Source organism: Litorivita sp. NS0012-18, assembly GCF_040371945.1.
Lineage (GTDB): Bacteria > Pseudomonadota > Alphaproteobacteria > Rhodobacterales > Rhodobacteraceae > Litorivita.
On sequence record NZ_BAABWS010000001.1, the window covers coordinates 1,522,662 to 1,549,427 of the forward strand.

Annotated in this window: 31 protein-coding genes; 14 read left to right on the forward strand and 17 right to left on the reverse strand. The window is 61.2% G+C overall.

What is annotated here, in order from left to right:
- Positions 1-78: 78 nt before the first annotated feature.
- Genes flgK through ABWV64_RS07345 form a run of 3 tightly spaced genes read left to right on the forward strand, consistent with a single transcriptional unit; the run spans position 79 to position 3,674 of the window.
- Positions 79-1,533: a flagellar hook-associated protein FlgK gene (flgK, locus tag ABWV64_RS07335; RefSeq protein WP_353343601.1), complete on the forward strand. Its 1,455-nt coding sequence runs from the start codon at positions 79-81 to the stop codon at positions 1,531-1,533.
- 3 nt (positions 1,534-1,536) lie between these two features.
- Positions 1,537-2,550, forward strand: coding sequence for a flagellin (locus ABWV64_RS07340; protein ID WP_353343602.1), 1,014 nt, complete (start codon positions 1,537-1,539; stop codon positions 2,548-2,550).
- Between the two features lie 2 nt (positions 2,551-2,552).
- Positions 2,553-3,674 carry a flagellar basal body P-ring protein FlgI gene (locus ABWV64_RS07345; protein ID WP_353344562.1) on the forward strand — a complete coding sequence of 374 codons (1,122 nt, stop codon included), beginning with the start codon at positions 2,553-2,555 and terminating at the stop codon, positions 3,672-3,674.
- Positions 3,675-3,914: 240 nt separating this feature from the next.
- Here ABWV64_RS07345 and fliP read toward each other — a convergent pair whose 3' ends face one another.
- From fliP to fliF, 4 genes are read right to left on the reverse strand one after another with little or no spacing between them, the layout of a single operon-like run.
- Positions 3,915-4,676 carry a flagellar type III secretion system pore protein FliP gene (fliP, locus tag ABWV64_RS07350; protein ID WP_353343603.1) on the reverse strand — a complete coding sequence of 254 codons (762 nt, stop codon included), beginning with the start codon at positions 4,674-4,676 and terminating at the stop codon, positions 3,915-3,917.
- A complete protein-coding gene (locus tag ABWV64_RS07355; protein WP_353343604.1) occupies positions 4,676-4,972 on the reverse strand; it encodes a FliM/FliN family flagellar motor switch protein in 297 nt (98 codons plus the stop codon). Before ABWV64_RS07355 ends, fliP begins: the two co-directional genes overlap by 1 nt.
- Positions 4,965-5,561 (reverse strand): FliH/SctL family protein, encoded by a 597-nt coding sequence (locus tag ABWV64_RS07360; RefSeq protein WP_353343605.1) that lies wholly within the window; start codon positions 5,559-5,561, stop codon positions 4,965-4,967. The genes ABWV64_RS07355 and ABWV64_RS07360 overlap by 8 nt, the downstream gene beginning before the upstream one ends.
- A complete protein-coding gene (fliF, locus tag ABWV64_RS07365) occupies positions 5,561-7,180 on the reverse strand; it encodes a flagellar basal-body MS-ring/collar protein FliF (RefSeq protein ID WP_353343606.1) in 1,620 nt (539 codons plus the stop codon). The genes ABWV64_RS07360 and fliF overlap by 1 nt, the downstream gene beginning before the upstream one ends.
- A 125-nt stretch (positions 7,181-7,305) precedes the next feature.
- Here fliF and ABWV64_RS07370 point away from each other — a divergent pair, with 125 nt between their 5' ends.
- The 10 genes from ABWV64_RS07370 to ABWV64_RS07415 all read left to right on the forward strand — a co-directional run bounded on the left by ABWV64_RS07370 (position 7,306) and on the right by ABWV64_RS07415 (position 17,657).
- Complete coding sequence (locus ABWV64_RS07370) at positions 7,306-7,812, forward strand: flagellar basal body-associated FliL family protein (RefSeq protein ID WP_353343607.1); 507 nt, start codon at positions 7,306-7,308, stop codon at positions 7,810-7,812.
- A 13-nt stretch (positions 7,813-7,825) separates the two neighbouring features.
- Positions 7,826-8,326: a hypothetical protein gene (locus ABWV64_RS07375; protein ID WP_353343608.1), complete on the forward strand. Its 501-nt coding sequence runs from the start codon at positions 7,826-7,828 to the stop codon at positions 8,324-8,326.
- A gap of 2 nt (positions 8,327-8,328) precedes the next feature.
- Complete coding sequence (locus tag ABWV64_RS07380) at positions 8,329-8,985, forward strand: MotE family protein (protein WP_353343609.1); 657 nt, start codon at positions 8,329-8,331, stop codon at positions 8,983-8,985.
- A gap of 78 nt (positions 8,986-9,063) precedes the next feature.
- Positions 9,064-9,933, forward strand: coding sequence for a flagellar motor stator protein MotA (gene motA / locus ABWV64_RS07385; RefSeq protein ID WP_353343610.1), 870 nt, complete (start codon positions 9,064-9,066; stop codon positions 9,931-9,933).
- Positions 9,930-12,344: a hypothetical protein gene (locus tag ABWV64_RS07390; RefSeq protein ID WP_353343611.1), complete on the forward strand. Its 2,415-nt coding sequence runs from the start codon at positions 9,930-9,932 to the stop codon at positions 12,342-12,344. The genes motA and ABWV64_RS07390 overlap by 4 nt, the downstream gene beginning before the upstream one ends.
- A gap of 123 nt (positions 12,345-12,467) precedes the next feature.
- Positions 12,468-13,301: a transglycosylase SLT domain-containing protein gene (locus ABWV64_RS07395; RefSeq protein ID WP_353343612.1), complete on the forward strand. Its 834-nt coding sequence runs from the start codon at positions 12,468-12,470 to the stop codon at positions 13,299-13,301.
- A gap of 3 nt (positions 13,302-13,304) precedes the next feature.
- Positions 13,305-15,392 carry a flagellar biosynthesis protein FlhA gene (gene flhA, locus ABWV64_RS07400; protein ID WP_353343613.1) on the forward strand — a complete coding sequence of 696 codons (2,088 nt, stop codon included), beginning with the start codon at positions 13,305-13,307 and terminating at the stop codon, positions 15,390-15,392.
- Positions 15,392-16,168, forward strand: coding sequence for a flagellar biosynthetic protein FliR (locus tag ABWV64_RS07405; protein ID WP_353343615.1), 777 nt, complete (start codon positions 15,392-15,394; stop codon positions 16,166-16,168). Before flhA ends, ABWV64_RS07405 begins: the two co-directional genes overlap by 1 nt.
- Positions 16,165-17,250 carry an EscU/YscU/HrcU family type III secretion system export apparatus switch protein gene (locus ABWV64_RS07410; protein ID WP_353343617.1) on the forward strand — a complete coding sequence of 362 codons (1,086 nt, stop codon included), beginning with the start codon at positions 16,165-16,167 and terminating at the stop codon, positions 17,248-17,250. Before ABWV64_RS07405 ends, ABWV64_RS07410 begins: the two co-directional genes overlap by 4 nt.
- Positions 17,250-17,657 carry a hypothetical protein gene (locus tag ABWV64_RS07415; protein ID WP_353343619.1) on the forward strand — a complete coding sequence of 136 codons (408 nt, stop codon included), beginning with the start codon at positions 17,250-17,252 and terminating at the stop codon, positions 17,655-17,657. Before ABWV64_RS07410 ends, ABWV64_RS07415 begins: the two co-directional genes overlap by 1 nt.
- A gap of 64 nt (positions 17,658-17,721) precedes the next feature.
- Here the strand turns inward: ABWV64_RS07415 and ABWV64_RS07420 are convergent, their stop codons facing one another.
- The 10 genes from ABWV64_RS07420 to ABWV64_RS07465 form a co-directional block, all read right to left on the reverse strand.
- Positions 17,722-18,555 carry a DUF2793 domain-containing protein gene (locus ABWV64_RS07420; RefSeq protein WP_353343621.1) on the reverse strand — a complete coding sequence of 278 codons (834 nt, stop codon included), beginning with the start codon at positions 18,553-18,555 and terminating at the stop codon, positions 17,722-17,724.
- A gap of 187 nt (positions 18,556-18,742) precedes the next feature.
- On the reverse strand, positions 18,743-19,270 hold the full coding sequence (locus ABWV64_RS07425; RefSeq protein ID WP_353343622.1) for a flagellar basal body-associated FliL family protein: 528 nt from the start codon (positions 19,268-19,270) through the stop codon (positions 18,743-18,745).
- Between the two features lie 12 nt (positions 19,271-19,282).
- Positions 19,283-20,020, reverse strand: a complete 738-nt coding sequence (gene flgH / locus ABWV64_RS07430) for a flagellar basal body L-ring protein FlgH (RefSeq protein ID WP_353343624.1) — start codon at positions 20,018-20,020, stop codon at positions 19,283-19,285.
- A 29-nt stretch (positions 20,021-20,049) separates the two neighbouring features.
- Positions 20,050-20,490 (reverse strand): flagellar basal body P-ring formation chaperone FlgA, encoded by a 441-nt coding sequence (gene flgA, locus ABWV64_RS07435; protein WP_353343626.1) that lies wholly within the window; start codon positions 20,488-20,490, stop codon positions 20,050-20,052.
- The gene (gene flgG, locus ABWV64_RS07440) at positions 20,490-21,275 is read right to left on the reverse strand and encodes a flagellar basal-body rod protein FlgG (protein ID WP_353343628.1); all 786 of its coding nucleotides are present in this window, start codon (positions 21,273-21,275) and stop codon (positions 20,490-20,492) included. Before flgG ends, flgA begins: the two co-directional genes overlap by 1 nt.
- 58 nt (positions 21,276-21,333) lie before the next feature.
- Positions 21,334-22,047, reverse strand: a complete 714-nt coding sequence (locus ABWV64_RS07445; protein WP_353343630.1) for a flagellar hook-basal body complex protein — start codon at positions 22,045-22,047, stop codon at positions 21,334-21,336.
- A 14-nt stretch (positions 22,048-22,061) separates the two neighbouring features.
- Entirely contained in the window at positions 22,062-22,328 is a 267-nt protein-coding gene (gene fliQ / locus ABWV64_RS07450; protein ID WP_353343632.1) for a flagellar biosynthesis protein FliQ, read from the reverse strand.
- A 10-nt stretch (positions 22,329-22,338) separates the two neighbouring features.
- Positions 22,339-22,626 (reverse strand): flagellar hook-basal body complex protein FliE, encoded by a 288-nt coding sequence (fliE, locus tag ABWV64_RS07455; RefSeq protein ID WP_353343634.1) that lies wholly within the window; start codon positions 22,624-22,626, stop codon positions 22,339-22,341.
- Positions 22,627-22,656: 30 nt separating this feature from the next.
- The gene (flgC, locus tag ABWV64_RS07460; RefSeq protein ID WP_353343636.1) at positions 22,657-23,049 is read right to left on the reverse strand and encodes a flagellar basal body rod protein FlgC; all 393 of its coding nucleotides are present in this window, start codon (positions 23,047-23,049) and stop codon (positions 22,657-22,659) included.
- 10 nt (positions 23,050-23,059) lie between these two features.
- Positions 23,060-23,446, reverse strand: coding sequence for a FlgB family protein (locus ABWV64_RS07465; protein WP_353343638.1), 387 nt, complete (start codon positions 23,444-23,446; stop codon positions 23,060-23,062).
- 84 nt (positions 23,447-23,530) lie between these two features.
- Between ABWV64_RS07465 and ABWV64_RS07470 the strand changes: the two genes are divergently transcribed.
- A complete protein-coding gene (locus ABWV64_RS07470) occupies positions 23,531-24,994 on the forward strand; it encodes a FliI/YscN family ATPase (RefSeq protein WP_353343640.1) in 1,464 nt (487 codons plus the stop codon).
- A gap of 120 nt (positions 24,995-25,114) precedes the next feature.
- On the opposite strand, the gene ABWV64_RS07475 is transcribed toward ABWV64_RS07470, so the two are convergent.
- From ABWV64_RS07475 to flaF, 3 genes are read right to left on the reverse strand one after another with little or no spacing between them, the layout of a single operon-like run.
- Positions 25,115-25,909: a DUF1217 domain-containing protein gene (locus tag ABWV64_RS07475; RefSeq protein WP_353343642.1), complete on the reverse strand. Its 795-nt coding sequence runs from the start codon at positions 25,907-25,909 to the stop codon at positions 25,115-25,117.
- Between the two features lie 11 nt (positions 25,910-25,920).
- Positions 25,921-26,325 carry a flagellar biosynthesis repressor FlbT gene (flbT, locus tag ABWV64_RS07480; protein ID WP_353343644.1) on the reverse strand — a complete coding sequence of 135 codons (405 nt, stop codon included), beginning with the start codon at positions 26,323-26,325 and terminating at the stop codon, positions 25,921-25,923.
- On the reverse strand, positions 26,322-26,699 hold the full coding sequence (gene flaF, locus ABWV64_RS07485) for a flagellar biosynthesis regulator FlaF (RefSeq protein WP_353343646.1): 378 nt from the start codon (positions 26,697-26,699) through the stop codon (positions 26,322-26,324). The genes flbT and flaF overlap by 4 nt, the downstream gene beginning before the upstream one ends.
- Between the last annotated feature and the right edge of the window lie 67 nt (positions 26,700-26,766).

Consider the following 26,766-nt stretch of genomic DNA (forward strand, 5'->3'; position numbering starts at 1 on the left):
CGGGCCTAGCCCCGCGCACCGCCCTCCTTTTGATATCTGTGCAACTGGCGCGATCCGCGCTCTTTGAGAGGCCAAGACATGTCTATTTCCGGCGCCTTAAACAACGCCCTCACCGGCTTGACCGCTGCGACCCGCGCTGCAGAGGTCGTGTCTTCCAACCTGTCAAACATCATGACCGACGGCTATGGGCGGCGCGAAATATCGCAATCGCCGCGCGTCACCGGATCAACCGGCGGTGTGCAAGTCAACGGGGTGAACCGCCTTGTCGATCCCGCACTTTTAAGCGACCGCCGTTTCGCCTCCTCGGACTATAGCAACACCGACACGACCGCCGCCTTTCTGGGCCGTGTCGAGACATTGCTCGGCACGCCCGAGGACGAATATTCGCTCTCCTCTCGGATCGCGTCGTTCGAGACCAGCATCGTCGCCGCCGCCTCGCGCCCAGAATCGACCGAACGTCTCGACGAGGTCGTGCTGCGCGCGGGAAATGTTGCCGAAACGATCAAAGGCATCTCCGACGGGCTTCAAGACATGCGCCGCGAAGTTGACACCGAAATCGCCGATACCGTGGACCGGTTGAATATCTCGCTCGAACAGGTGCGCGATCTCAATGTGCGCATCTCCTCGGCGCAACATCAAGGCAAGGAAACCGCCTCGCTCGAAGATCTGCGCCAAAGCGTCATTGATACCATCGCCGAACTCATTCCCGTGCGCGAAGTGCCGCGCGACCGCGGCGCCGTGGCGCTCTTCACGCCAGGCGGTGCCATCCTCGTGGACAGCAGCGCCGCCGAGCTCAGCTTTACCGCGTCCAATGTGATCATGCCGCATATGACCATCGAAAACGGGCTCTTGTCCGGACTGGAAATCAATGGCCGCGCCGTGCGCACCGATAGCGAACGCAGCCCCATCGCGGGCGGCAAACTTGGCGCGCTGTTCGAAATCCGCGACGAGATTGCCACCGATATGCAGGCGCAGATCGACGCCGTCGCGCGCGATCTTGTCGAACGTTTCGAAGACCCGACCCTCGACGCCACGCGGGCGCTTGGCGATCCGGGCCTGTTCACCGACCAAGGCGCGGCCTTTGTCACCACCGACGAGATCGGACTTGCCGGACGGTTGCAAATCAACGCTGCGGTCGATCCCTCCGTTGGCGGCGGCTCGTGGCGCATTCGCGACGGGCTTGGCGCCGCCGCACCCGGATCGGTGGGCGATGCGAGCTTGCTGCAAGACCTCAGCGCCACCATGAGCGCCCTGCGCACGCCCTCCTCCGGCGGCTTTGGCAGCGCCGCGCGCTCCTCTTCGGGGCTGGCCTCCAGCTTGCTCTCCTCTGTCGGCTTCGACCGGCAAATCAAAGAAACCCAAATGACCTTCGCTAGCACCCAGTTCAATGAACTCAAGACCATGGAACTGCAAAACGGCGTCGATTCCGACTATGAAATGCAACGCTTGATGCTCATCGAACAGGCCTATGCCGCAAATGCGCGGATGATCGAAACGGTCGATGAGCTGATGCAAAACCTTCTGAGGCTGTAACCCATGTCCCAAATGACCGTAGGCGATATGGCCGCGCACTTCATGCTGCGCCGCCACAACGTAGACCTCAAAATGAATATGACCCAGTTGACCGAGGAATTGGCCAGCGGGCGCACCGCCGATGTGGCAGAGCATCTGGGCGGCAATTACAGCTACCTCAACGATATCGAACACGGGATGAACCTGCTCAAAGGCTATCAAACCGCCACGGGCGAAGCCGGTATTTTCACCGGCGCCATGCAAACCGCCTTGGAAACCGTTCAAGTGCAAAGCTCCGATCTGGCGGCCGATCTGGTTCTCGTGGCCAGCTCTGCGATCCCTTCGGTGCTCAACAGCGCCTCCGCCGATGCACGCACGCAATTTCAATCGCTGGTCAGCGCGCTCAATACCAGCGTCGCGGGGCGCTCGCTTTTTGCAGGCGTTGATGTGGATGCCGCGCCGCTCACGACGGGGGATGCGATGCTTGCGGACCTGCGCACGGCGCTGACCTCTGCGGGTGCGGCCTCGGTGGGCGATGTCCAAGCGGTGCTCGACGACTATTTCGACACGGCGGGCGGCGGATTTGAAACCACGGGCTACCAAGGCTCGACCACCGGTCTTGCCCCATTCTTGCTGGGCGAGGGTGAAAGCGTCGATCTCGATCTGCGCGCCGACAACCAAGCCTTCCGAGACCTGCTCAAAGCCACAGCAAAAGCCGCGCTCGCCACCGATGCAACGCTTGGATACGCCAGCCCGATGCAGGCGGATTTGCTGCGCGGCGCGGGCGAGGACCTGCTGACCGGACAATCGGGGCTGACGGCCATTCGCGCCGATCTGGGCTATGCCGAGGCGCGCATCGACGAAAGCAAGGCCCGCCTTGCCACCGAAAAAACCGCCCTCGAATATGCCAAGGGCGAGTTGATCGGCATTGACCCCTACGAGACCGCAACGCGGCTAGAGAACGCGCAATACCAGCTCGAAACCCTCTACACGGTCACCGTGCGCATGTCGCGCCTCTCGCTGATGGACTTCATGTGATGATGAACCTCAAAGCCCTTTTGCGCCTGCTCGCCCCGCTGACCCTGATCGCGGGCCTTACCGCGACGCTCGCCTCGGCCAGCCCGATCCGCATCAAGGATCTGGTGGAATTTGACGGGGTGCGCGGCAATGATCTTGTCGGTTACGGCCTTGTTGTTGGCCTCAACGGCACCGGCGACGGATTGCGCAATGCGCCCTTTACCGAAGAGATCATGTCCAACATTCTCGAACGGCTTGGCGTCAATGTCACCGGTGAGCAATTTCGCCCAAAAAACGTCGCGGCGGTCTTGGTCACGGCCAGCCTGCCGCCCTTTTCCCGCGCGGGCAGCAGCATCGACATCACCGTGTCGGCCATCGGTGACGCCAAAAGCCTGCTTGGCGGCACTTTGGTCATGACCCCGCTCAACGCCGCGGACGGTCAAATTTATGCCGTAGCCCAAGGCACGATCATCGCGGGCGGTGTGTCCGCACAGGGCGACGCAGGCGGTGTGGTGCAAGGCGTGCCCACCGCAGGGGTGATCCCCTCGGGCGCACGGGTCGAGCGCGAGATCGCTTTCGACTTCACCGCGCTCAATTCGCTGCGCCTTGCGTTGCGCGAGCCGGATTTCACCACCGCAGGGCGTATTGAAAAAGCCATCAACCGCGATTTCGGGCGGGGCGTTGCGGTGATGCTGGACGCCGGCACCGTGCGCCTTGATATCACCGCCACGCGCATGCCTTCGCCCGCCCACGCGCTTGGCCGCGTTGAGAACATTCTTGTCGAGCCGGAGCGCAAAGCACGGGTGGTGGTGGATCAAGCCTCAGGCACTATCGTGATGGGCGCCGATGTGCGCATCAGCCGCGTTGCAGTGTCCCAAGGCAACCTGACGCTCAAGATCGAAGAAAAACCCATCGTGGTGCAGCCTAACCCTTTCTCGGACGGGCAAACCGTTGTGGTGCCGCGCACGGATGCGCAAATTCAAGAAGAGCCAGGCATCGGATTGGCCGAAGTGCGGCCTGGAACCTCGCTCTCCGAAGTCATCTCGGGCCTGAACGCGCTTGGGGTCTCACCGCGAGACATGATCGATATCCTCAAGAGCATCAAAGCCGCCGGCGCGCTGCATGCCGAGTTCATCGTGCGCTAGCCACCGGCAGAATCTCATCCCTCGCACCACCAACTCGCGGCCCTCTTGTTTATCCAAGGGGGCCGCATTGTATTTGCCCCCGTGTCATCTCAACACCGATCAGATGAGCCGCATGTCATCGCGCCGATCCGAGGGAGGGGCTGCGCGAAAAGTCCCGCCAGCCACAAAGACCACCCACGCAAAACGCCGCTCTCACGATGTGAGGCGGCGCTTTGAAGGCGTGAAACCAAAGGTCGCGATCTAGAAGTAGCTGCGCACCAAGGCACTGGCGATAAGGCTCCACCCATCCGCGATGACAAAGAAAGCCAATTTGAACGGCAAAGAGACAATCGCGGGCGGCACCATCATCATCCCCATCGACATGAGCACCGCGGCGACGACAAGATCGATGATCAAGAAGGGCAAAAACACCAAAAACCCGATCTGGAAGGCGCGCGAAATTTCCGAGAGCAAAAAGCTGGGCACAAGGACCGACAGTGGCGCATCCGGCCCCGCGACGATCTCGTCACCGCCCGGGCGCAAGGATGCCATTGCCGAAAACGTATCGCCGTCCAGGCGCGCCGACATGAAGGTGCGGAATGGGGCCAGAGTGCGGGTAAAGGCCTCCTCGACCTCGATCTGCTCGTTGAGCAGCGGGTCAATGCCGGTTTCCCACGCGGCGGTGAAAACCGGCTCCATCACGAAATAGGTCAAGAAGAGCGCCAAAGAGATGATCAGCATATTTGGCGGGGATTGCTGTAGGCCGATGGCTTGGCGCAGGATCGACAGGACGGTGACCAAAAACGGAAAACAGGTCACCATAATCGCCAATCCCGGTGCGAGGCTGAGCACCGTGATCAATACGATCAACTGGATCGAGCGCGCGCTCACCGATCCGCCATCGCCAAGGTTGAGCGAAATTTCCTGCGCGGCGGCAGGGGCGGCGGTAAGGGCCAGAAGGCTGGCCGCGATCACTGCGGCCCGCCAGAGTCCTTCTGGACTCCTGAAAGGGGCTTGGGTCATTACAATCCGTTCTGCAGATCCGCAACTTCGGTCAAACGCACCGCCAATTGCCCTGCCTGATCGCCTTCCAGTTCCTCAAGCTCGCCGCGGGCAATAAGCCGGTCCCCGACGAAAAGCTCGACCGGATCCTCGACGCGGCTGTCAAGCGGCAGCACGGCATTGGCGCCCATCTTGAGCAGATCGCGGATCAACGGCCGCGCCTTGCCAACGGAAATCGTGATCTCGATCGGGACCGAGGTGAAGGGGCTGGAAAGATCCGTTGCGCCGGTCTTCGGCGCCTCGCTGGCGTCATCCATTGACGACCTCCTTTTGATGTTCGTGGAAGAAGCCCGACACGGCCTGCCCGATCGCGGACAGGACCTCGCCAAGGTCGATTTGCTTTTCGGTCTCGTCGAATTTCAACAAGGCCTGTGTTTCGGACAGGGAGGCGTCCTCTGTGATGGCCACGGGAAACCCGAACTCTTGCTTGAGCAAGCCTGCAACAGCCGGTTGATTTGCAGACGACACGCGCACTTCGATGCCGGTATCGCCCGTCGCTTTCACCATCTCTTGCAATTGCTCGATCACCCGCAGCCCCAAGGTTTGCTGTGCCATTTCCGGCAGAACCGTTTCGACGATCTGGCTCAGAAGCGGGTTCATCGATTTGAGGATATGCGCGTAGGCTTCGCGGTAGGTGAAGGACAGGTCTTGCAGATTGCGGGCAAACTCTTCGGAGATCTGAACGGCGGTGTTGTTTTGCGCCTTGAGCGCATCATCCCACCCCGCCTTATACCCCTGCTCGAAAGATTCAAGCCGTTGTTCTTCGAGCGAAACATCCGTCATCGCAATAGAAGAGCGGCTGGCAGATTTGTTTCCGAAGTCCTCAAGCAAATGCGAAATCGACATTATGCATTCTCCTCTTTGTCTTCGAGCCAGCTGCGTAGAATTTCAACGGTCTCTTCTTGGCGCTCGCCAATCATATTGCGCAGCCGTGTGACGGGATCATCGTTGCTCATCCCTCCGCCACCGAAATCCCCCAGATCCGGCAGACCGCCGTCGTCGAACTCCGACATCGTCGCCAAAGAGGGAATTTCGAAGTCGCCGTCATCGATCTCGCCGGTCAAAGGCGACATTGCGCCCTCGTCGGCGTCGCTCGGCGGGGGCAAGGCGGCACTCGCCCCTTCGGCTTCACGTGACAGGACCGGCTTGATCACAAACAGACCAAGGATCAGCGCCACAATGGCCAGAACCGCCATCTGAATGATCGACATGATGTCGAGGTTCATCTTATCGAGGAAGGAAACCGAGCTTTCGGTGCCTGCGGGCACAAGCGGCTCGAACTCCATCGATTTCATCGTGATGACATCGCCGCGCTCGGGGTCAAAACCCACTGCCGCAGAGACCAGCTCGCGCAGGGCGTCCAACTCCGCATCAGGGCGCGGGATAAACACCTCGGCGCCGGCATCATCGGTGCCTTTGGTGCCGTTGACCAAGACCGCCAAGGTCAGGCGCTTCACCGCTCCGGGTTGCCGCACGATCTCGCGGCGCGTTTCGGAAACCTCGTAATTGACCCGTTCGCGCGTCTCGCTGTTCTGGCTTTGCGAGCTGTCCGTGCCCGCGCCGTCGCCTTCGGGCAAGTTGGACGCCACGGTGACATCGCCGCCGCCTTGATCCTTGGAGGTGTTCGAGCGTTCTTCAGTATCGGTGCTGATTGCGACACGGCTTTCCGGATCAAAACGGTGCTCGGAGATTGATTCGCTCTCGGTGACGGTATCGACGCTCACCTCGACCACGGCATTGCCGAAGCCCACGCGCGCTTCCAAAAGGCGTTGCACCCGCTCGCGCAACATCTCCGCGCGGTCTTCGCCAACATTTTGCGGCGCGGCATCTTCGGCGGCACCGATCAACGCGCCGCTGCCATCAATGACCGAAACATCCTCAGGCGACAGGCCCGCGACCGCCGAAGCGACAAGATATTTCAGCGCCCGCGCGTGGCTGGCGGAAATCGGTCCGCCCGAAGCGGTGACCGAAACCGAAGCGGTCTGGCGCACATCGCGTTGGAACGGGTTGGATCCGGCATTTGCCAAATGCACCCGCGCATTTGAAATATGCGGGCTGGACACAATCGTGCGGGCCAATTCGCCCTCTTTCGCGCGCCAATAGGCGGCGTCAAACATTTGCGATGTGGTTCCAAAACCCGACAGCCCGTCGAGCAACTCATAGCCTTGGCTCGATTGCGTCGGAAGGCCTTCGCTGGCCAATGTCATACGCAATTCGTCGCGCTGCCCTGATTCGACAAAAATCGCTCCGCCGCGCACTTCGTAGATCACTCCGCGCTGCTCCAAAGAGCGGACAACCTCGCCCGCCGGCCCGCTTTCAAGGCCCGCATAGAGCAAGGTCATGCTGGGCGCCGCGGCCATACGGGACAGGAACAAGACCGCAGCAAACATCGCCACAGTCGCCAAGATCACTGTCATGCGGCGGCGCGTATCTAGGGCGGACCATACGTTGATGAGTTGCTGCAATTCTTTGCCTCCTATGCCGTCGGCCTTCTGACCGGACGTGTTCTCATGTTTCGCCGATCAGACTTAACAATCGGTTAGTCCCTGAGCGGCTATACGAGGATTATTGAGAAATGCAGGAAAACAGCATGGCCGAGACAGAAACACCCGCAGAAGGCGATGAAGACGCGCCGAAAAAATCTTCCAAAATGCCTTTGATTATTGGGTTGGTACTGGCATTGGCGGGCGGCGGCGGCGGCTTCTTCGCCGTCTCGTCAGGCATGATTCTCGGCGGCGACACGCAGGCCGAAGAAGAGGCCCACGCAGAAGAAGAAACGCCGGCCGAAGCCCTGCCGGATGTGGCATTTGTCGCGGTCGAGCCCTTGGTGATCTCTCTGAGCGGCCGTTCGGAAAACCACCACTTGCGCTTTCGCGCACAGCTTGAAGTGCCAAGCAAATACCAGGCGGACGTAGAAACGCTCCTGCCGCGCGTCGTGGACGTGCTCAACAGCTACCTGCGGGCTTTGGAGACCGGTGATCTGACCGACCCCTCTGCCTTGGTGCGCTTGCGGGCACAAATGCTGCGCCGTGTTCAGATCGTCACAGGCGAAGGCCGCGTGAACGATCTTTTGATTATGGAATTCGTCGTCAACTAGAAGGGTGACACTTATGGAGATGATTGCAGATATCCTGCTGGTGACCGGCGCGCTTGGCGCGGGCCTCTATTGCTTTGTTCTGGCGCGGCGGCTGAGCCGCTTCAACGATCTGGAAACCGGCGTTGGCGGCGCGGTGGCGGTGCTGTCGGCGCAGGTCGATGATTTGACCAAAACCCTCGCCGCTGCCCAACAAACCGCCGTGGCTTCGACCCGCTCGCTCGACGGGTTGACGGATCGCGCCGAGGGGGTGGCCAAACGATTGGAACTCTTGGTCGCCTCCATGCATGACCTGCCCGATCCCGCGGTGCGCCCCGCTGCCCCGCAACCCGCTCCGCAACAGATGCAGCCCGCCGCAGCCCCACAACCGGCGCCCCAGCCGGTCCCGCAGCCCGTGCCCGAGCCGCAATTCACCGCATCTGAACCCACGCCCCTGCAACCCGCCGCGGCCTCCGCGCCAGAGCAACCCGCCGAGCCGGTCTTTATGCGCCATTCCGCCGCTGCCGGAGGGCGCTAAGAATGCGCGCGTCCAAGAAAGCCGCAAAAGCAGCGGCCAAAACCGCGCCTAAAGCAGGCGCCAAGCCCAAAGCGCGCAAACGTCGGCGCACCGGTCGCGGCACGCTATTGATCATCGCCAGCCTGCTGATCGGATCAGCCATGATTCGTATCGGTGGCGACGCGGGCAAGGCCTTTGCCGTTGAGAACAAGAAAGACGCGCCAACGAGCGACACCCTCGCTGCGACCCCTGCCGAGGGATGTGCGCCGTCGCCGGATATGGCCGAGATGCTCAAACTCTTCCAAACCCGCGAAGAGCGATTGAAAACCCGCGAAGCGCAGATGCAAGAGCGGATGCAAGCGCTGGCCGTTGCCGACGAGCAAATCGCGAACAAAATGGCAGAACTGACCGCTGCGGAGGCCGCTCTGCGCGAGACTTTGGCACTTGCCGATAGCGCCGCAGAAACCGATATCACCACACTCACAGCCGTCTATGAGAACATGAAGCCCAAAGATGCTGCCGCTTTGTTTGAGGAAATGGACCCTGATTTTGCAGCGGGATTCTTGGCACGCATGCGTCCCGACGCCGCCGCAGGTATCATGACCGGACTATCCCCCACCGCCGCCTATACGATCAGCGTCGTGCTCGCCGGTCGCAACGCCAACGTGCCAAAACAGTAAAAATCTGCACGGCGCAGAGGCTTTCTTAACGCTCGGCTGTCACAGTCGGATCAAACCAAAATCGGGTGGAGCACCAGCATGTTCGGTATCATTGGCATCGGCGTCATTTTCGCGATGGTCTTCGGCGGATATATTCTTGCCGGCGGCAAGATGGGGATCATCATCAAAGCGCTGCCGTTCGAATTGATGATGATCGGCGGCGCGGCGATCGGTGCATTTTTCATCAGCAACGATATCGGCGGCATCAAACATACGATGAAGGATGTCGGTAAGGTCTTTAAAGGCCCGAAATGGAAACATGACGATTACCGAGATCTTCTTTGCCTGCTCTTCGAATTGATCCGTCTGGCGCGGCAAAACCCTGTCGCCATCGAAGAACATATCGAAGACCCCGAAAGCTCGTCGATCTTTTCCAAATACACCAAGATCATGAGTGACGCCGAAGCGGTGAACCTGATCTGTGACACGCTGCGCTCGGCCTCGATGAATTATGACGACCCGCATCAGGTCGAAGAAGTGCTCGAAAAGCGGATGGAGGCAAACCTGCACCACGCGCTGCACGGCTCGCATGCCTTGCAGGTGATGGCCGACGGTCTGCCCGCGCTCGGGATTGTTGCGGCGGTTTTGGGTGTGATTAAAACCATGGCGTCGATCGACCAGCCGCCCGAGGTCTTGGGCAAGATGATCGGCGGCGCGCTCGTCGGCACATTCTTGGGGGTGTTTCTTGCATACGGTATCGTAGGGCCGTTTGCCACCAAGGTGAAAGACGTGGTCGAAGAAGACGGACATTTCTATCAGTTGATCCGCGAGGTTCTCGTCGCCAACCTGCACAACCATGCGACCAATATTTGCATCGAAGTCGGGCGCCAGAACACACCGTCCCATTGCCGCCCGAGCTTTTCGGAACTTGAAGAAGCCCTTAAGGCGCTCAAATCGGAGGCAGCATGATCCGGATCGGATTTGCACTCTTGCTCTTGGCGCTTGGCGCCTTGCCCGCTGCCGCGCAGCGGGTCAACGTGCTTGGCGGCGAGCATGCGGATTTCACACGACTGGTCTTCTATCTTCCCGACGCCACCGAATGGCGTCTGGAGAAAATGGGCGACAGCCGCATTTTGCGTTTCGAGCGCGACGGGCTCACCTTCAACACCGCGCAAGCCTTTGACAAAATTCCGCGCAGCCGGATCACGGCGTTGCGCCCGATTGAGGGCGAGAGCGGGGTCCGGCTGGATCTTGCCTGTGACTGCCCGATCGAGGGCTATTATGTCGGACGCCGGTATCTGGTGCTTGATATCTCCAACGGCGCCCCCAACGCTGCGCCGCCGCCGCCCGCCGCCCCCACTGTTGCCGCCGCCGAAGCCGCCGCGCAGGCTCAAACTCCGCGCGAGGGCACCCGAGAGACACGCCGTCCGTCTTTGGAATACTTCCCGCTCGACACCGCTGCGGTGCAAACGCCATTTCGTCTGGGCTTTGGCATCTCGATGGGCGAAGTCGAAGAACCTGCCGTCCCGCTTCGCCCCGAGCCAAGCGAGACCCAAAATTCGGCAGATCAATATACAACCATGCGCGAGGAAGACCTTGGCCGGTTGCAGCGGGTCCAAGAGGCGCAAGATCGCTTGATTGAGCAGATCAGCCGCGCCGCCACACAGGGCCTTTTGGTGCCGCGCAAAACCACCACAAGCGCCCTGCGCCCGAGCGGCCAGAATGGTGCCGCGGGGCAAGACGCACAGGGCGAGGCGGGTCAAAACCCCCATGACGCGCCCATGAGCGCGGAAGAAGCGCTGCAAGAAGCCATGAACCATATCAACCTCAAGGCCGAAACCAGCGTCGATCGCGATTTGATGCGGATGATTGGTGAATTGCCCTTGGCGAAAAACGGACAAAAATGCCTCGACGGCGGGGATATCGACATCGGCAAATGGGGCGATCCGGAGATCACTTTTGGCCGCGCGGTTGGCAAAGTGCGCGCGCGCTTGCTTGGCGAGTTTGACAAACCCGACCCGAAGGCCGCCGGTGATCTGGTCCGCCTCTACCTTCACTACGGATTTGGCGCCGAAGCTCTCGCTGCGGCGCAAATGTTGGACCCCAAGGCCAAAGAAACCAGCGTTTACCATACCCTCGCGCAGATCATGGAGCGCGGATTTGATCCGAGTCTCGGCCTGATCCACAGCCAGATGCAATGCGACACACCCGTCGCGCTTTGGGCCATTCTCGCCCATGAGGCACTGCCCGCGGCGGCCGGCCCCGATGTCTCCGCTGCGCTGCGCACGTTTTCGGGCCTGCCGCTGCACCTGCGCGTCCACCTCGGCCCAATGCTCAGCCAACGGTTCTTGGCCGCAGGTATGAAGGATGAGGCCGAGCAGGTCCTGCGCCTTTTGGAGCGAGGGACCGATGCGCCCGATGCCAAGGCCCATATGGCGCGCGCCGAGTTGGAACTGGCCAAAGGCGAGGTGGAGCCTGCGGAGAAAACTCTCGACACCGTGGTTTCGTCCAACACCGAGCAATCGCCCGAAGCCCTCGTCAAACTGATCGACACCAAATTGGCACGCGGTGAGCAAATCTCGCCCGAAATGGCCGACCTTGCGGGGGCCTATGCCTTCGAGCAACGCGAAACCGCCTTGGGGGACGGGCTGCTCCGCGTCAATACTTTGGCTTTGGCGGATGCGGGTAAATTCCACGAGGCTTTCAAACAGTTGCGACAATTCAAGTCGGGGGCCGCGCCCGAAGCTTACCACGCTGTGCGCTCGCAGGCTGTCGGCATCTTGACTCAAAAAGCCGCAGATATGACCTTCTTGGAAATCGCGGTGGCGCAACAATTTGACCACATCGCAGAACTCACGCCAGAGGTGGCCAACAGCGCGGCACGGCGGCTTATCGCCCTTGGCTTTGCCGCCCCCGCAGACCGGTTCTTGGAGCCCAGCGCCGATGGCCCAGCCGGACGCGAGCGCCGGATTTTGCGTGCCCGCGCCGCGCTCTTGGATGGCCGCCCTCTGCGCGCCGAAGCAGATGTTATCGGGCTTGACGGTGCAGATGCAGACGAAATTCGTGCGCAAGCCCGCGCCCTGACCGGCGATCATGCCGCCGCGACAGAAGCCTTTCTGGCCCTCGACGATCCGGAGCAAGCCAAACGGCAAGCCTGGCTCGCCGGATCATGGGACAGCGTGCAAACCGTGGCCGAGGGCCCGATGGCAGAGGCCGCCGCGCTCATGGTCGCGGCCGATGCCCCGCCCCCAGCGCAACAATCCGAACCCCAAGGCGTCTTGGCCCGCAACCGCGCGCTTTTGGAGCAAAGCGCAGACGCGCGCGCGCTTCTTGACGGGTTGCTCGACGATCTGCGCGTCGACAACGCGCGCGCAGAATAATCCACAAGAAATCCGACACTTCGACGTGATTGACGCGAGATTCATCGCGCCTCGTTACCGATTGGTAAGACCCCGCGCCTATCGTGAACCTTGAGCAGCAAAACGCGCATCAAGGATGGTAGAATGTCATCAGTTCAGGCCCGCGCCCCGTATGTAACGGTGGCGCATTTTCCCTCCCATATCTTTCGCCGCTCCTGCGGCTTTGCGGCGCGCTTTGCCCTGCTGGCGCTAGGTGTTCTATCGCTTATGGCCGCGCCGCAAATCGCGCGTGCGTCCAACGACGTCGCGGCGATTTGTGATGCCGCCGCCAAAACCGTCAGCCGCGAATCGGGTGTTCCCGTCTCGGTGCTGCAAGCCATCACACGCACCGAAACCGGCCATAAGCGCGGCGGCAAAATCCGCCCTTGGCCATGGACCGTGAATATGGAGGGCACCGGCAAATGGTTCGACAATGAAGACGAAGCGCGCGCCTATGTGTTTCGCCACTTCAAGCGCGGCGCGCGCAGCTTTGATGTCGGCTGCTTTCAAATCAACTACAAATGGCACCACAAGAATTTCAGCTCCATCGAAGAGATGTTCGAGCCGATGGCCAACGCGCGCTACGCGGCCAAATTCCTGCGCGAGCTGTATCAAGAGACCGGAAGCTGGACCAATGCCGCGGGAGCCTATCACTCGCGCACGCCGAAATATGCCAACAAATATAAGGCACGCTTCGAGAAATTCCGTGCGGCCATGACCAATACGCCGCCCGATGTCGGCGAATTTCAACCGCGCGAGACGCGGGTGGACCCCGCCCCCGTTGCCATTGCCGATGCCTCGCCCGTGCGGCGTCAAAAACCGCGCGGTCCGAACAATTTTCCGCTTTTGCAATCCGGCGCGACGGGAGGGCTTGGCTCCTTGGTGCCCATCTCACGCGGCGGATCGAGCCTCTTTGCTCCGCCCACACCCGAAGGATAAATCATGCCGCCTTTGACTTTGCGTACGATTTTCCAACCCACGATCTTGCTGGCGCTGGCCTTGATGGCGATCATCGTGATGATGATCCTGCCGATGCCCGCCTTTGTGCTTGATATTGGGCTGGCGGCCTCTTTCGCCTTGGCAATTTTGATTTTTACCGTGACACTCTTCATCGAGAGGCCCTTGGATTTTTCGGCCTTCCCGACGATCCTTCTGGCCTCGCTGATGCTGCGCCTGTCGCTCAACGTCTCCTCGACCAAGCTGATCATCGGACAGGGCCATACGGGCACCGGCGCGGCGGGCGATGTGATCGAGGGCTTTGCCAATTTCGTCATGTCGGGCAGCGTCTTCTTGGGCCTTGTGGTCTTTGGCGTGCTGCTCATCGTGAATTTCATGGTCATCACCAAAGGCGCGGCGCGGATGGCCGAAGTCGGCGCGCGCTTTGCTCTCGACGGGATGCCCGGCAAGCAGCTCGCCATCGACAGCGACATGTCCGCCGGTGCCATCGACCATGCCGAAGCCAAGGCGCGCCGCGAATTGGAGCAGATGGAGACCACCTTCTTCGGCTCGCTCGACGGGGCGTCGAAATTTGTCAAAGGTGACGCGGTCGCGGGCCTGTTGATCACCATGCTCAACCTCGTGATGGGCCTGATCATGGGGGTCGCGGTGCATGGCATGGCCATCGGCGATGCCTTTGAAACCTATACGATTTTGACCGTGGGTGACGGGCTTGTCACCCAAATTCCCGCCGTGATCATCTCGATCGCCTCGGCGCTTTTGCTGGCGCGCGGCGGAGACAAAGGCGCGACCGATCTGGCGCTTTTTGACCAACTTGGAAAATACCCCGCAGCCCTCGCCACGGTTGGCGTGCTCATGGCGCTGTTCGCGCTGGTGCCAGGCCTGCCGTTCATGCCCTTCATGGCGGGCGCGGGGGTCTTGGGCGGGGCGGCCTTCTATATGTTTAGAACGCAAAAAGCCGAAGAAACCGCCGCCGACACCGCCGATGACGCGCCAGCCTTGCCCGTCGATCGCCCGCTCGGGGATGTGCTCAATCTCGATGACATCCACGTCGAATTCGCCCCCGATCTGGTCAATATGGTGCTCGATCCTGGCACCGGATTGGACGCACGGATCGCCAATATGCGCACCCATGTCGCCACCTTCTTCGGGCTGATCTTACCCGAAATTCGGCTCACCGATGATCCCGGTCTGCCTTCTGGCCATTACGTCATCCGCATTCAAGGCGTCGAGCAGGTGCGCGCGCGCCTCTCGCCCGATCAAGTGCTCGCCCTCGTCCCCGATGGCAGCGCCGGACTGCCGCAGGGCGAGGATGTCAAAGAGCCGGTTTACGGCGCACCCGCGCGTTGGCTAAACCCCAAAGACCAAGAGGCCGCCGCCCTATCGGGCGTCACCATCGTGACCCCGACCGAGGTTCTGGCCACGCATCTTCTGGAGATCATCAAAAAGAATTTCCCGCGGCTTTTGACGTTGAAATCCCTGCGCCGTCTTCTCGACGAAATGGTCAATCTCACCGATGGCCATCGCGCCGAAGCCAATCGCAAGATGCTCGACGAATTGATCCCCGAAAAGGTGCCGCTCGACCTCTTGCATCAGGTCATGCGCCTGTTGCTCGAAGAGCAGGTCTCGGTGCGCAACCTTCCGCTGATCCTCGAGGCCACAGCCGAGGCGCGCAGCATCCATCACCAACCCGAGGCGATTTGCGAACATGTGCGCCAACGGCTTGGCTTCCAACTGGTCGCACAGATGCGCCGCGAGGACGGGACAATCCCGCTCATCCAACTCGCGCCCGAATGGGAAGACACATTCAGCACCTACCAGATCGACAGCGAACGCGGCGGGCTCGACGTGGCGCTGCCGCCTGATATGTTCAACCGCTTGGCCAATTCCGTCTCCGACCGGATCAACGAGGCGGGCGATCGCGGCATTTTCCCCGCCATCGTCACCTCGACCCGCCGCCGCAGGTTCTTGCGCACCGTGATGAGCGCCAAGAATATCTCCAATCCGGTGCTCTCGTTCGAGGAAATCGGGCTTGAGGCGCGGCCCTCCTTGGTTGGGGTGGTCTCGGCCTGATGGAAAATGCCGCCGCCCTGCTTGGATGGACCGAGGCCCTTCTTTGGCAGGGGTTCTTGGTGTTTCTGCGGGTCGGTCCGATGGTCTCCTTGATGCCTGGATTTGGCGAGCAATCGGTATCGGTTCGGGTCAAACTCGGGCTGGCCTTTGCCTTTACCTTGGTGCTGGCGCCCATCATCGGCCCGATTGATCCAAGCGGCACAATCGCGATGCCTTCGGTGATCCGCTATGTGGTCACGGAAACGCTCAATGGGCTGCTGCTGGGCATCGGCCTGCGCCTCTTCGTTCTGGCCCTGCAAACCGCAGGATCGATGGCCGCGCAGGCGACCTCATTGGCGCAGATTTTCGGCGGTGCGGGGGCCGAACCCTTGCCCGCCATCGGTCATGTCCTGATGGTCGCGGGGCTGGCTTTGGCGATGATGCTCGGCCTGCATGTGCGGGTCGTGCAGCTTTTGGCGCTTTCCTACGACATGCTGCCCGCCGGTGCCTTTCCGGTGCCCTCGGTGGTCAGCCAATGGGGCATCGGACAGGTCAGCCGCGCCTTCTCTCTGGCCTTCACCTTGGCCGCGCCCTTTATCATCATTTCGGTGCTCTATAACCTCACGCTCGGCGTCATCAACCGCGCGATGCCGCAACTGATGGTCGCCTTTGTTGGTGCACCGGTGATCACCGGCGGCGCCTTGGCGCTCTTGTTGATCATCTCGCCGGTGATCTTGCAGGTCTGGGTCGAAGCCATGCACCTCTTTCTCGCCAATCCGTTCAAGGCCGCACCATGAGCGGGCAGGACGATGATACAGAGAAATCCCACGAGCCAACGCAGCGCAAACTCGATGAGGCGCGCAAAAAGGGCGATATCGCCCGCTCGCAGGATCTGACTACGGCTGCGGCCTACGGCGGGCTTTTGCTCGCGGTTGTCGCCGCAGGGCCTGTGATCATCGAAGGCATCGGGAATGCATTGATGACGCTGGTCAGCCAATCGCATGATCTGGCCCCGCTGATGTTTGGCGGCGCGCCCCAGCCGGTGTTTGGCTCCATCATGAGCGCCGTCGGCATCGCCGTTCTGCCGCTTTTCGCCCTGCCCGCCATCGCCGCCCTGCTTGCGCTGTTTGCCCAGCGCGGCTTTGCCTTCGCGCCGTCCAAGCTCAAGTTCAAACTCAGCCGCATTTCCATCATCTCGAACGCCAAGAATAAATTCGGGCGCGGCGGGCTGTTTGAATTTGGCAAGAGCTTCACCAAACTGCTGATCTACTCGACGGTTTTGGGCCTGTTCTTGCGCGCGCGGATCGAGGAAATGGCAGGCACCGTGCAAACCAGCCCCGGCATCGCGACGATGATGCTCTCCGATCTGTTCAGCCGGTTTTTCGTTGTCGTCCTGCTCATTGCCATCACCATCGGGGCGATTGATTTTCTGTGGCAAAAGATGGAGCACAACCGCAAGAACATGATGTCCAACAAGGAAATCCGCGACGAACATAAGGAAAGCGAAGGCGATCCGCATATGAAAAACCAGCGCCGCCAGCGCGGGTATGAAATCGCGATGGGCCAGATGATGAAGGATGTGCCCGATGCGGATGTGATCATCGTCAACCCGACCCATTATGCCGTCGCCCTGAAATGGAGCCGCATGCCCGGCGCGGCGCCGGTCTGCGTGGCCAAAGGCGTCGATGAAATTGCCGCAAAAATTCGCGAGATCGCCAATGAAAACGCCGTGCCCATCCGGTCCGATCCGCCGACCGCGCGGGCGCTTTATGCCACGACCGAGATCGGGCAGGAAATCGCGGCCGAGCATTTCCGCGCCGTTGCCGCCGCGATCCGCTTTGCCGAAGCCATGCGCAAACGCGCAAGATGGGGGCGCTGATGCAGGGACAATTTGAAGATCTGGTGCAAGTCACCGATGCGCTCTACCAAGTGGAACTGGCAAAGGTGCAAAAGATCGCGGCGGAGGAAGCGCGCTTGCGTCAAGCCTTGGCCGATCTGGATGCGCAGGCCCGCGATGCCATGGAAGCGGCACAAAATGATATGATGGCACTGCGTGCACTTGGTGCGGATTTGCTTTGGCGGCAATGGGTCGGACGCGCGCGCGCCGGATTGCAAATGCAACTGGCGCAGGTCTTGGTGCGCAAGAACGAAGCCATGACCCGTCTGCGCCGCGCCTTTGGTAAATCGAGCGTCGCGCAAGAATTGCGCGACCAAGACCGCGAAGAAACCAACAAAATGCGCGAGGCCAAGCGCATTGCCGAAGAGCTGGAAAAACTTTCGCAATAGCACGGCCGTCGCGCGTATCTGGCGGCGCAATCTCTCGATCACGCTGCCAGAGACTCGCGCGGTGCTAGCTCAAAACCGTGCCATCGCGGAACCGCCGCCAATCGATGCCGTCGCTATAATAAGGCTCCGGCCCGCCCGCCGCGCCGGTGACATAGACCACCGCGCCCTCGCCTTCGGTCACCGCCGACGGCAGCCCAGCCGAAGCATAGACAGGCATGTTAAACGACGCGGTCGCATTGACCGATTGCGCGTTGACATCGACGCCGAAGGTGGCGCTGCCAACCGTGCCGTCAAAGCGCAAGACTTCGGTCCATGTGTTGCCATCCGAGCTGACCTTGATCGCCAGATCATCGTCACCCATCAACCCGATTTCGGCGCGCCCCGACCAATTGGTTTGATACAACAAGCTGCCGGTATCACCGCTGGCATTTTTGTTGAGCTTGAGCTGATGCCCCGCGCCCTCATGCGTAAACAGGCTCGCCTCCGAGGCCACGGCAAAGCGGTTGATGCTATCGGCGGCGGTGTTGATCCCGACCTCGGGCAGGTTTTGCAACTGGGTGCCGGCATCTTGCCACGCACTGCCATCAAAGCGCAGCGTCGTGCCGGTGGCCAGAACCTCGGCGCGCCAGCCCTCTTTGGGCGCGTAGAACATCCAGATATCGTTGTCATAGACGGCGATATCGTGATCATGGGTTGCCCAAAGACCGCTGGCTCCGCCCGCCACGATATAGCAATCACCCTCGTTTGGCACGGCGGGCGCATCGGTGAGCGCGCTGTCCAAAGCAACAAGCTGCACAATCGCGTCAAGCTTGCGCAACGCCTCGTTGTGAGTGACGTGTTTTTGCGCCTGCGACGGCGCGATATAGGGCAGCGATAGAACCGGAGATTGATCGGGCATCAGGGAATCCTCTGTCAAAGTCAGGCCGCAAAGCGGGCGGTCATGCAGAGTATTCGTCGCAAATCATGTGCAACCCGTGTGCGGTCCGCACGGTGGGTGTTGCGCCCGACCTTCGGCAGGGGCGCGCAAACGCGCAAAGCGCCGCAGCGGTGCGCTGCGACGCTTCGGATGTTCAGCATTGAGAGCCTTAAACGTCTTGCCGTGCGATTTCCGTGATCAACACATCCGAAATCGTATCGCCGATGGCCTTATGGGCGGCTTCATTAAGCGCATTGCGCAGCACGTCCATATTGTTGGCATTGGTGAACGCCCCACGAAACCCGCCCATATTGGCGTGATCGAAAAGCACCTGCAAAAACGCATCGCGCAGCTTTGGCTCGCGGGCATAGACCTGCTCTTTTTGCCCTGGTCCGACCTCGACGCTCAGCGACAGAACCACCAAAGCCTCGACCTTGCTTTCCGTCACCACGGGGACCACGAACTGGTTGTTGAGCTTTACATATTCGCGCAGCGCCGCGTCGGGATCGGCCGCGTCTTCGTCGCCGTCATCCTTTGCTTCGCCCTCATCATGCGACGCCGCTTTGGCCATTTCGGTGCCGTCGCCGCAAGGCTGTATTTCGACCACTTCCGCGGGGGGCGGGCGCAGCATGACGCCCGCGCCGATCCCTGCGCCCACCCCGATCAGGGCAAGGAGTATGGGAAGTAATTTCTTCATGCTTTCAACTCCTTAGAACGGAAGAACCGTGTCGAGAACCTGTTGCCCGATGCGCGGTTGCTGCACATCGGTGATTTGCCCGCGCCCACCATAGGACACTCGCGCCGAGGCGATTTTGTCATAGGTGATCTCGTTCTGGCGCGAAATATCCTCGGGGCGCACAAAACCCGTGACCAAAAGCTCGCGGATTTCAAAATTGACCCGCACCTCTTGGCTCCCGGAAATCTCCAACACGCCGTTGGGCAGGACATTCATGATCGTCGCCGCGACCCGCAAGGTCAGCTTCTCGTTGCGCTTGACCGATCCGTCGCCCGAGGAGCTGGACGACGAATTGATCCCGACCGCATCGGCCATCGACGCGCCTTCGGGCAGCTTTTGATCGAGCCGCTGCGGGATGCCGAGAAGGTTGGGCACGCCCATGCTTTCGCTGCCGCCGCGCGAACGCGCCGTCGAATTGGAAATCTCGGCCTTGTCGTTGATTTCGACCACGACGGTCAAAATGTCGCCGCGCTGGATCGCACGCCGGTCTCCCAACAAAGACTGGCGCCCGCTTTCCCAAAGCGAAGCCCCGTCGATCATCCGCCGCCGCTCTACGGTTTGCGGCAGGCCCGCGTTCACCATCGCGCTGCGCTCGGCGGATTCGACATTGGGCGAAAAGCTGGGCGGTTTTCCCAGATGGTCAAACCGGTCCGCACAGCCCGCACCAAAGGCCAAGAGCGCACAGCTCAAGATCACGTTCAAAGGCTTCATTCTTTACTCCTAAATTGCTAGGCGCAGCGTCACTGGGACACGCGCACTGTGCCGTCCGGCTGGACGGTGCCGCTCACCGTGGTGCGCGACGACATATTCATCACCCGCACCGCATCCCCGACGCCAGCGCGCGACAAAGAGCGCCCTTCGGCCATGATCTGCAGGCCGCTGGTGGTGTAGATGAGGGCGATAATCTGGTTCCGGTCGACAAGGGCGGGCGGCCCGACATCTTGCAACCTTACGGGGCGTCCGGCGTAGAGTGCGGTGCGCGCCTCTTGCCCGACGACATCCTCGATGCGCGTCGCGGCGCCAGCCACATCGACGGGGCTGACCACAAGATCGGCGGCGGTCAAAATCGTCTGCGCGCGCAGGGTGCGCACCGGCACGACCGTATCGGCCGCCACGGGCGCGCCCGCTGCGGTGCATAGGGCGGCCAATGCCGCGCCCGCAATATATGAACGCGCGGCCATCACCGGATTTGCGTCGTTGCGCCGAGCATCTGGTCGGCGGCTGAGATCACTTTGGCGTTCAACTCGTATCCGCGCTGCGCCTCGATCAATTCGGTCACTTCGCGCACCGCATCAACCGAACTGTCTTCGAGATACCCCTGCCGCAGCGTGCCCAACCCGTCGATCCCTGGCGTCGAGACATTGGCGGGGCCGGAGGCCTCGGTTTCGGTAAAGAGGTTGGAACCGATGGCCTCCAGCCCCTTGGCATTGGTGAAATTCGCCAAGGTGAATTGCCCCAAAAGCTGCGCCGCCGTGGCCGTGTCGAAATAGGCATAGACCTCGCCATTGGCGTTGATCGAAATGCTGCGCGCATCGTCGGGGATGACGATCTCGGGGGCGACGGGGAAACCGTCGGAGGTGACGATCAACCCTTCCGCCGTGCGCTTGAGCGCCCCGTCGCGGGTATAGGCCGCCTGCCCCGAAGGCAGCGTCACCTCAAGATAACCTTTGCCGTCAATCGCCACATCCAGATCGCCGCCCGTCGCCGAGAGCGATCCTTGCGCCAGATTGACCGAAACCGCCGCAGGGCGCACCCCGAGGCCAAGCTGCACGCCGGTCGGCAAAACCGTGCCGTCAGAGGCATTCACCGTGCCCGCGCGTGCCAGTTGTTGATAATGCAGATCGGCAAATTCGGCGCGGCGGGTGTTGTAGCCCGTGGTCGACATATTCGCGAGGTTTTGCGAAATGGTTTCGACCCGCATCTGCTGTGCGGCCATACCGGTGGCGGCGATTTTCAGGGCGCGCATCTGGCGTCTCCTTTGGTTGGTGTGTCAGGATATGGTCAACGGCTGGCCTGCCTGCGCCTCAGCGCAGGAAGGTTTTGAGCGCGTTTCGCATGCGTTCGTCTTCGGCATCTAGAAAGCTCTGGCCCATCTCATAGGCGCGCTGCACTTCGATCATGCGGGCGATCTGCCCCACCGGATCGACGTTCGAGCTTTCCAAAAATCCTTGCAAAACCGTGGGGTTCTGGGCGGGCTCGTATCCTTCTTCGGCGGCAAACATCACGCCGTCCTCGCGCACCATCTTGGTCGGCTCGACGGGCATGACGATCCCGAGCTGCGCCAAAGGTTTGCCATTGGAGCTAACCGTGCCATCCGCCGCGACCGACAGGTCCGTCGCATCGGGCGGGATAAAGATCGGCGCGCCGCCCGCATCCAGCACACGAAACCCGTCGTTCGTGACCAGATCGCCCTCGGCGCTGGGGCTGAAGGAGCCGTTGCGGGTCAACCGCTCGCCCTGCGGCGTCTCGATCAGGAAAAACCCGTCACCTTCGATGCCGAAATCGAACTGCCCGCCGGTTTGCGTCAATCCGCCCTGCATCATCGAGGTCATCCGCAGGTTACCCGTCGCCATCGAAATCGACGGCTCGCCATCGACTTTTTTGACGTATTCGCCAAACATCAGCCCCTCTTGGCGAAAGCCGGTGGTCGCGGCATTGGCGATGTTATTGGCGACGATCTGCATCTCGCGCATCAAACCGCTTTGCCGTGTCAGCGTGGTATATGTTGCGTTTTCCATGGGCGTTTTCCTCTTTATCCGCTGATGATCAGCGGGATCAGCCGGTCGTGAAAAAACGAGACCAGCGTTTGCGTCATGAATCCCATCGACATCCAGAACACCGCCACAATGGCGGCCAGTTTGGGCACAAAGGTCAGCGTCATTTCCTGAATGGAGGTCAGCGCCTGAAACAGGCCGATCACCAGACCGACAACCAAAGCCACGCTCAGGATCGGCACCGATGTGATCAGCGCGACCCAAAGCCCTTGGCGCAGGGTGTCAAAGAAAATAGCCTCGTCCATGCCCCGCGCCTTAGACCGGCATCCGCAGGATTTCTTGATAGGCTTCGACGACCTTGTCGCGCACCGTCACGGCGGTTTCGACCGCCAATTCGGTTTGCGCCAGCGCCTGCACCAAAGCATGCGGATCGGCATTGCCCATCATCGACGCTTTGGCCGTCGCCTCGCCCTCTTGCAAGGTCGCGGCGAAATCTTTGGCGAGACCCGCAAAGGCCTCGCCAGCCCCGCCCGCACCGAGCGTTGGCTCGGTGGCGGGACGGGAGGCTGCATATTTCTGGGCAGCAAGCGATTGAATATCCATTCTGGATCTCCTTTAGAGAGTTGCGCGCCTTTAGCGGCGCAGAAGTTCAAGCAGGCTGGACGACATTTGCCGCGCCTGATCGAACATTTTGAGGTTCGCCTCATAGCTGCGCTGCGCTTCGCGCGCGTCAGCAATTTCAATGACCAAATTGACGTTCGATCCGTCGTAATGGCCGGTCTCGTCGGCCAAAGGGTGACCCGGATCGTAGACCGCGGCCAAATCGGATTTGTCGAGTTTGACGCGGCCGGTTTTCACGGTCTCCACCCCGCCCGCCGCGCCATGCTCGCGCTCGAACGAAACGGTTTTGCGCCGGTATCCGGGGGTATCGGCATTGGCGATATTCTCGGACACATGGCGCAAGCGCTGCGCTTGGGCGCGCAGGCCGGAGGCGGAAACAGAAAGGGAATCGGTAAAATCAGCCATGCGGGTTCTCCTAGCGGCGGCCAAGGCTGGTGCGCAAAAGGCCCAGCGAGGATTTATAGATGGCAAGGGCGCGGTCGTGTTGACGCTGCACCTCGACGGCTTTCATCATCTCTTCTTCGACAGTGACGGAATTGCCATTGGGATTGGCCGCACCATCGCCGCGAATCATCGCGACCTGATAGGGGCCTTCGGCACCGTGAAGATGCCGCCCGCGGGTGGCGCGTTGCACCCCCTCGCCCGCCGAGGGCGAGAATTGCTCGGCAAAGGAGGCAATGTCCTTTGCGCGATATCCGGGCGTATCCGCATTGGCGATATTTTGCGACACAACGGTCTGGCGCGCCCCTGCATGGGTCGCCATCGCATGTGCCATGCGAAAGATTTCGAGTTTTTCAAACATCGGGGCTTCTCCCTCGATTGGCTTCAATCAAGGCTTAACCCTGATTCCTTTAGAAACAGTTGCAGAGAATTTATGGAGAGTTCGATGGACCAGCCCGACTTCGAAAGCCTTACCGCCGAAATCGCCACCCTGAGCGCCGTGCGCACCGTGGGCCGCATTTGCGCCGTCGAGGGCAATACGCTGCGTGTGTCCGGTTTGGGCCACGCGGCGCGGATGGGAGACCAGTTGCGCGTCTATTTGCGCGGCGGCGAAACCTTGGGCGGCGAGGTCTTGCAACTGGCCCAAGACAGCGTGGTGATGTTGCCCGATGCCGCGCCTGACGGTGTCTCTCTTGGCAATCGCGTCGCGCTTTTGGACGCCAATACCGTCGCCCCCTGCGATGCGTGGATCGGCCGCATTATTGACCCCTACGGCAAACCTTTGGACGGCGCGCCCTTGATGCGCGGAGCGCGTGCGCGCGCCCTGCGCGCCGATCCGCCCCCCGCCGCCGCGCGCCGCGCCATGGGCGAGCGGCTTGAAACCGGCATGGCGGTGTTCAACACGCTCCTGCCCGTTGTTCGCGGGCAGCGTGTCGGGCTGTTTGCCGGCTCGGGCGTGGGAAAATCCTCGCTTCTGGCGCATCTGGCGCGCAACATGCAGGCCGATGTCGTGGTCATCGCGCTGGTCGGCGAACGGGGCCGCGAATTGCGCGATTTCGTCGAGAATGTTCTAGGGCCGGAAGGCATGCGCCGCTCGGTGGTGATTGCCGCCACCTCCGACCGCTCGCCCTTGGTGCGCCGCCGCTGTGCATGGACCGCGATGAGCGTCGCTGAACATTTCCGCGATCAGGGCAAACATGTCCTCTTCCTCGCCGATTCGATCACCCGTTTCGCCGAAGCCCACCGTGAGGTTGCCGTGGCCTCGGGCGAATCGCCGTCGCTACGCGGCTATCCGCCCTCGACCGCCCATACCATCATGTCGCTGTGCGAGCGCGCAGGGCCAGGCATGGGCACGGGCGGCGATATCACCGCGATCCTGTCGGTGCTGGTCGCCGGATCGGATATGGAGGAACCCATCGCCGATATCTTGCGCGGGGTGCTCGACGGGCATGTGGTGCTGGACCGGAAAATCGCCGAACGCGGGCGCTATCCGGCGGTGGATTTGCTGCGCTCGGTCTCGCGCTCCTTGCCCGATGCCGCCAGCCCCGAAGAGAACGCATCGCTCAGCGAAGCGCGCCAATTGCTCGGCGCCTATGCGCAATCGGAAATGATGATCCGCGCGGGGCTTTACTCCGAAGGCTCCGACCCGATGCTCGACAGCGCGATCAAAGTGCATTCCGAACTCGATGCCTTTTTGGCCGAGAAGGAAAGCCAAGACAGCTCTCACAGCTTCTCGCGGCTGCAACTCATTTTGCGCCGTGCGCAGGCCGCCGCCCGCGGCGCAGGGCAAAAACGCCCGATGCCGCCGCGCGGCCCGCAACCGCCCGCCCGCCAACGCGCAGGTGGCGGCGCATTGGCGCTCAATCCGGCGGTGCGCGGCGCGTCGGGCGGAAGCTTGCCCGCCGAATAGCGGCCAGCTTGAGGCAGCATGAATGAAAAACACCGGCGACGAGGAACCCCTCGCGCCGGTGCTGTCATGTTGAAAGATCGGACGTTTGAAAAGACGGCTCGGGCGCGATGCGACCCGCGCTCAATACCCCGCGCTTTGCAGCAGGGTCAGCGCAATATTGCCCGCCGAAGAAGAGGTGACCTGCGAGACCTGACTGCGCACCAGAAAATTGGTGATCAGCTTCTCTTGCTTCTCCGGATCGGCAAATTGAGCGACGCTGTCGTCGCCAAAATATCGCGTGGCGCGGTCTTGGAACACGCCCAATTGTTGGTCGAGATCCAGTTGCGCAAAGCTCGACGGCAGGTTCAACGCCGCCTCGAAAACCGCGCGCAGGGGCGGCGTGCCCATGATCTTGAACCATTTGGTCTCTTCCGAGTTTTCCCCCGTGGCGATGTCGGCAAGGTTGCGCTCGGTATACATCGCAAGGCGCATATCGTCATCCGCCTCGCCCACGGCGACCTCGAACTCCTGCTGGCGGAATTTTTCGATGATCGTATCGGAAAACGTCGAGATTTTGCTGCGCGGCGTGCCCAGATCGAACCCGAAAGCGCTGGCAAGGCTCTTGTAGCGGTCATCGGACAGCTTATTGGCCAAAGCCCCGTCTTCCAACGTGCCCTCTTCGAGGATTTTCTTGATGAAATACTTGTTGTTGATGTCGTCCTGAAGCCCGAAAGCCCCCAAGGCGACCCGCATCAGGCGGCGATCATTCACAAGGTCTTCGGCCGTGTCGACCTTGCTGATATTCTCGGCAAAATACTCGGTATCGCGGGTGATGACCGTCGATCTTTGGAAAGCGGCGTTTTGCGCCTCATAGGTGCGCTCCAGAAACTTCCAACCGACAAGACCGCCGGAGGGGACGATGGGTTGAAAACTCATGGCGCGGCTCCTCAGCTCAGCGGCGTTGCCAAAAGGCGGTCTTCGCGGGGCAACAGCGCCCGCAGGGCCTTGAGGCATTGGTAGAATTGACCGCCCAGAACCGCATCGGTGGCCGCAGTCAAATGCGTGCGGCTGTCGACATCGGTCAAAACCTGGCTCAACTCTTCGATCGAGCGCAGCAGTTTGTGGCGCGTCTCGTCGGGATCGGCATCGCCGGTCAGCACCAGTTGCGCGACATAGCACACGCGGCGCACCGGCGTGTTGGCCTCTTCGGGGTGGATCGCATCGCGCAGCCGCAAGATATTCGCATTGGGCGAGACGATGGACAACCGCGAGCGGCGGTCGCCGTTTTCAATGACCGCGCCATTGATCAGCACGCGCTCTTTGGGGCTAAGTTTCAGGACAAGGCCGCTCATGGCTTGACGCTCCCGCTTCGCAGACCGCGCATCATGGCGGCATTAATTTCGATAAGCGCGGCAGCCGAGGCTTGGTTTTTGAGAACCTTGCGGCTGTGCACCTGTGTGAACTCCGCCAGATAGAAGATCCGCGCCCGAAGATCGTCGGGCAGACCGTTGCCATCGTCGGCCACATCGGTGGCGAGCAGGGTCCATAATTTGCGGTTGTCGTGAATCGCCGATGCCAGTTCGGGGAAACCCAGTTTGCCTTTGCGCGCGGCGGCGTTGAGGCGGTGGGTGATCTTGGCAAAGACCTCGTATTCCGTGCCCCGCGTCGTGCGTGTGGGAGCAGCTTGGTTGGCATAGGCCTGACGGGCCATATTTAGAGCGTTCACGTGAAATCCTTCCAGGTGGCAGATATGCTATTCGACTGTGATCAGGGGCGCGGTTCCCGCGCCCCTG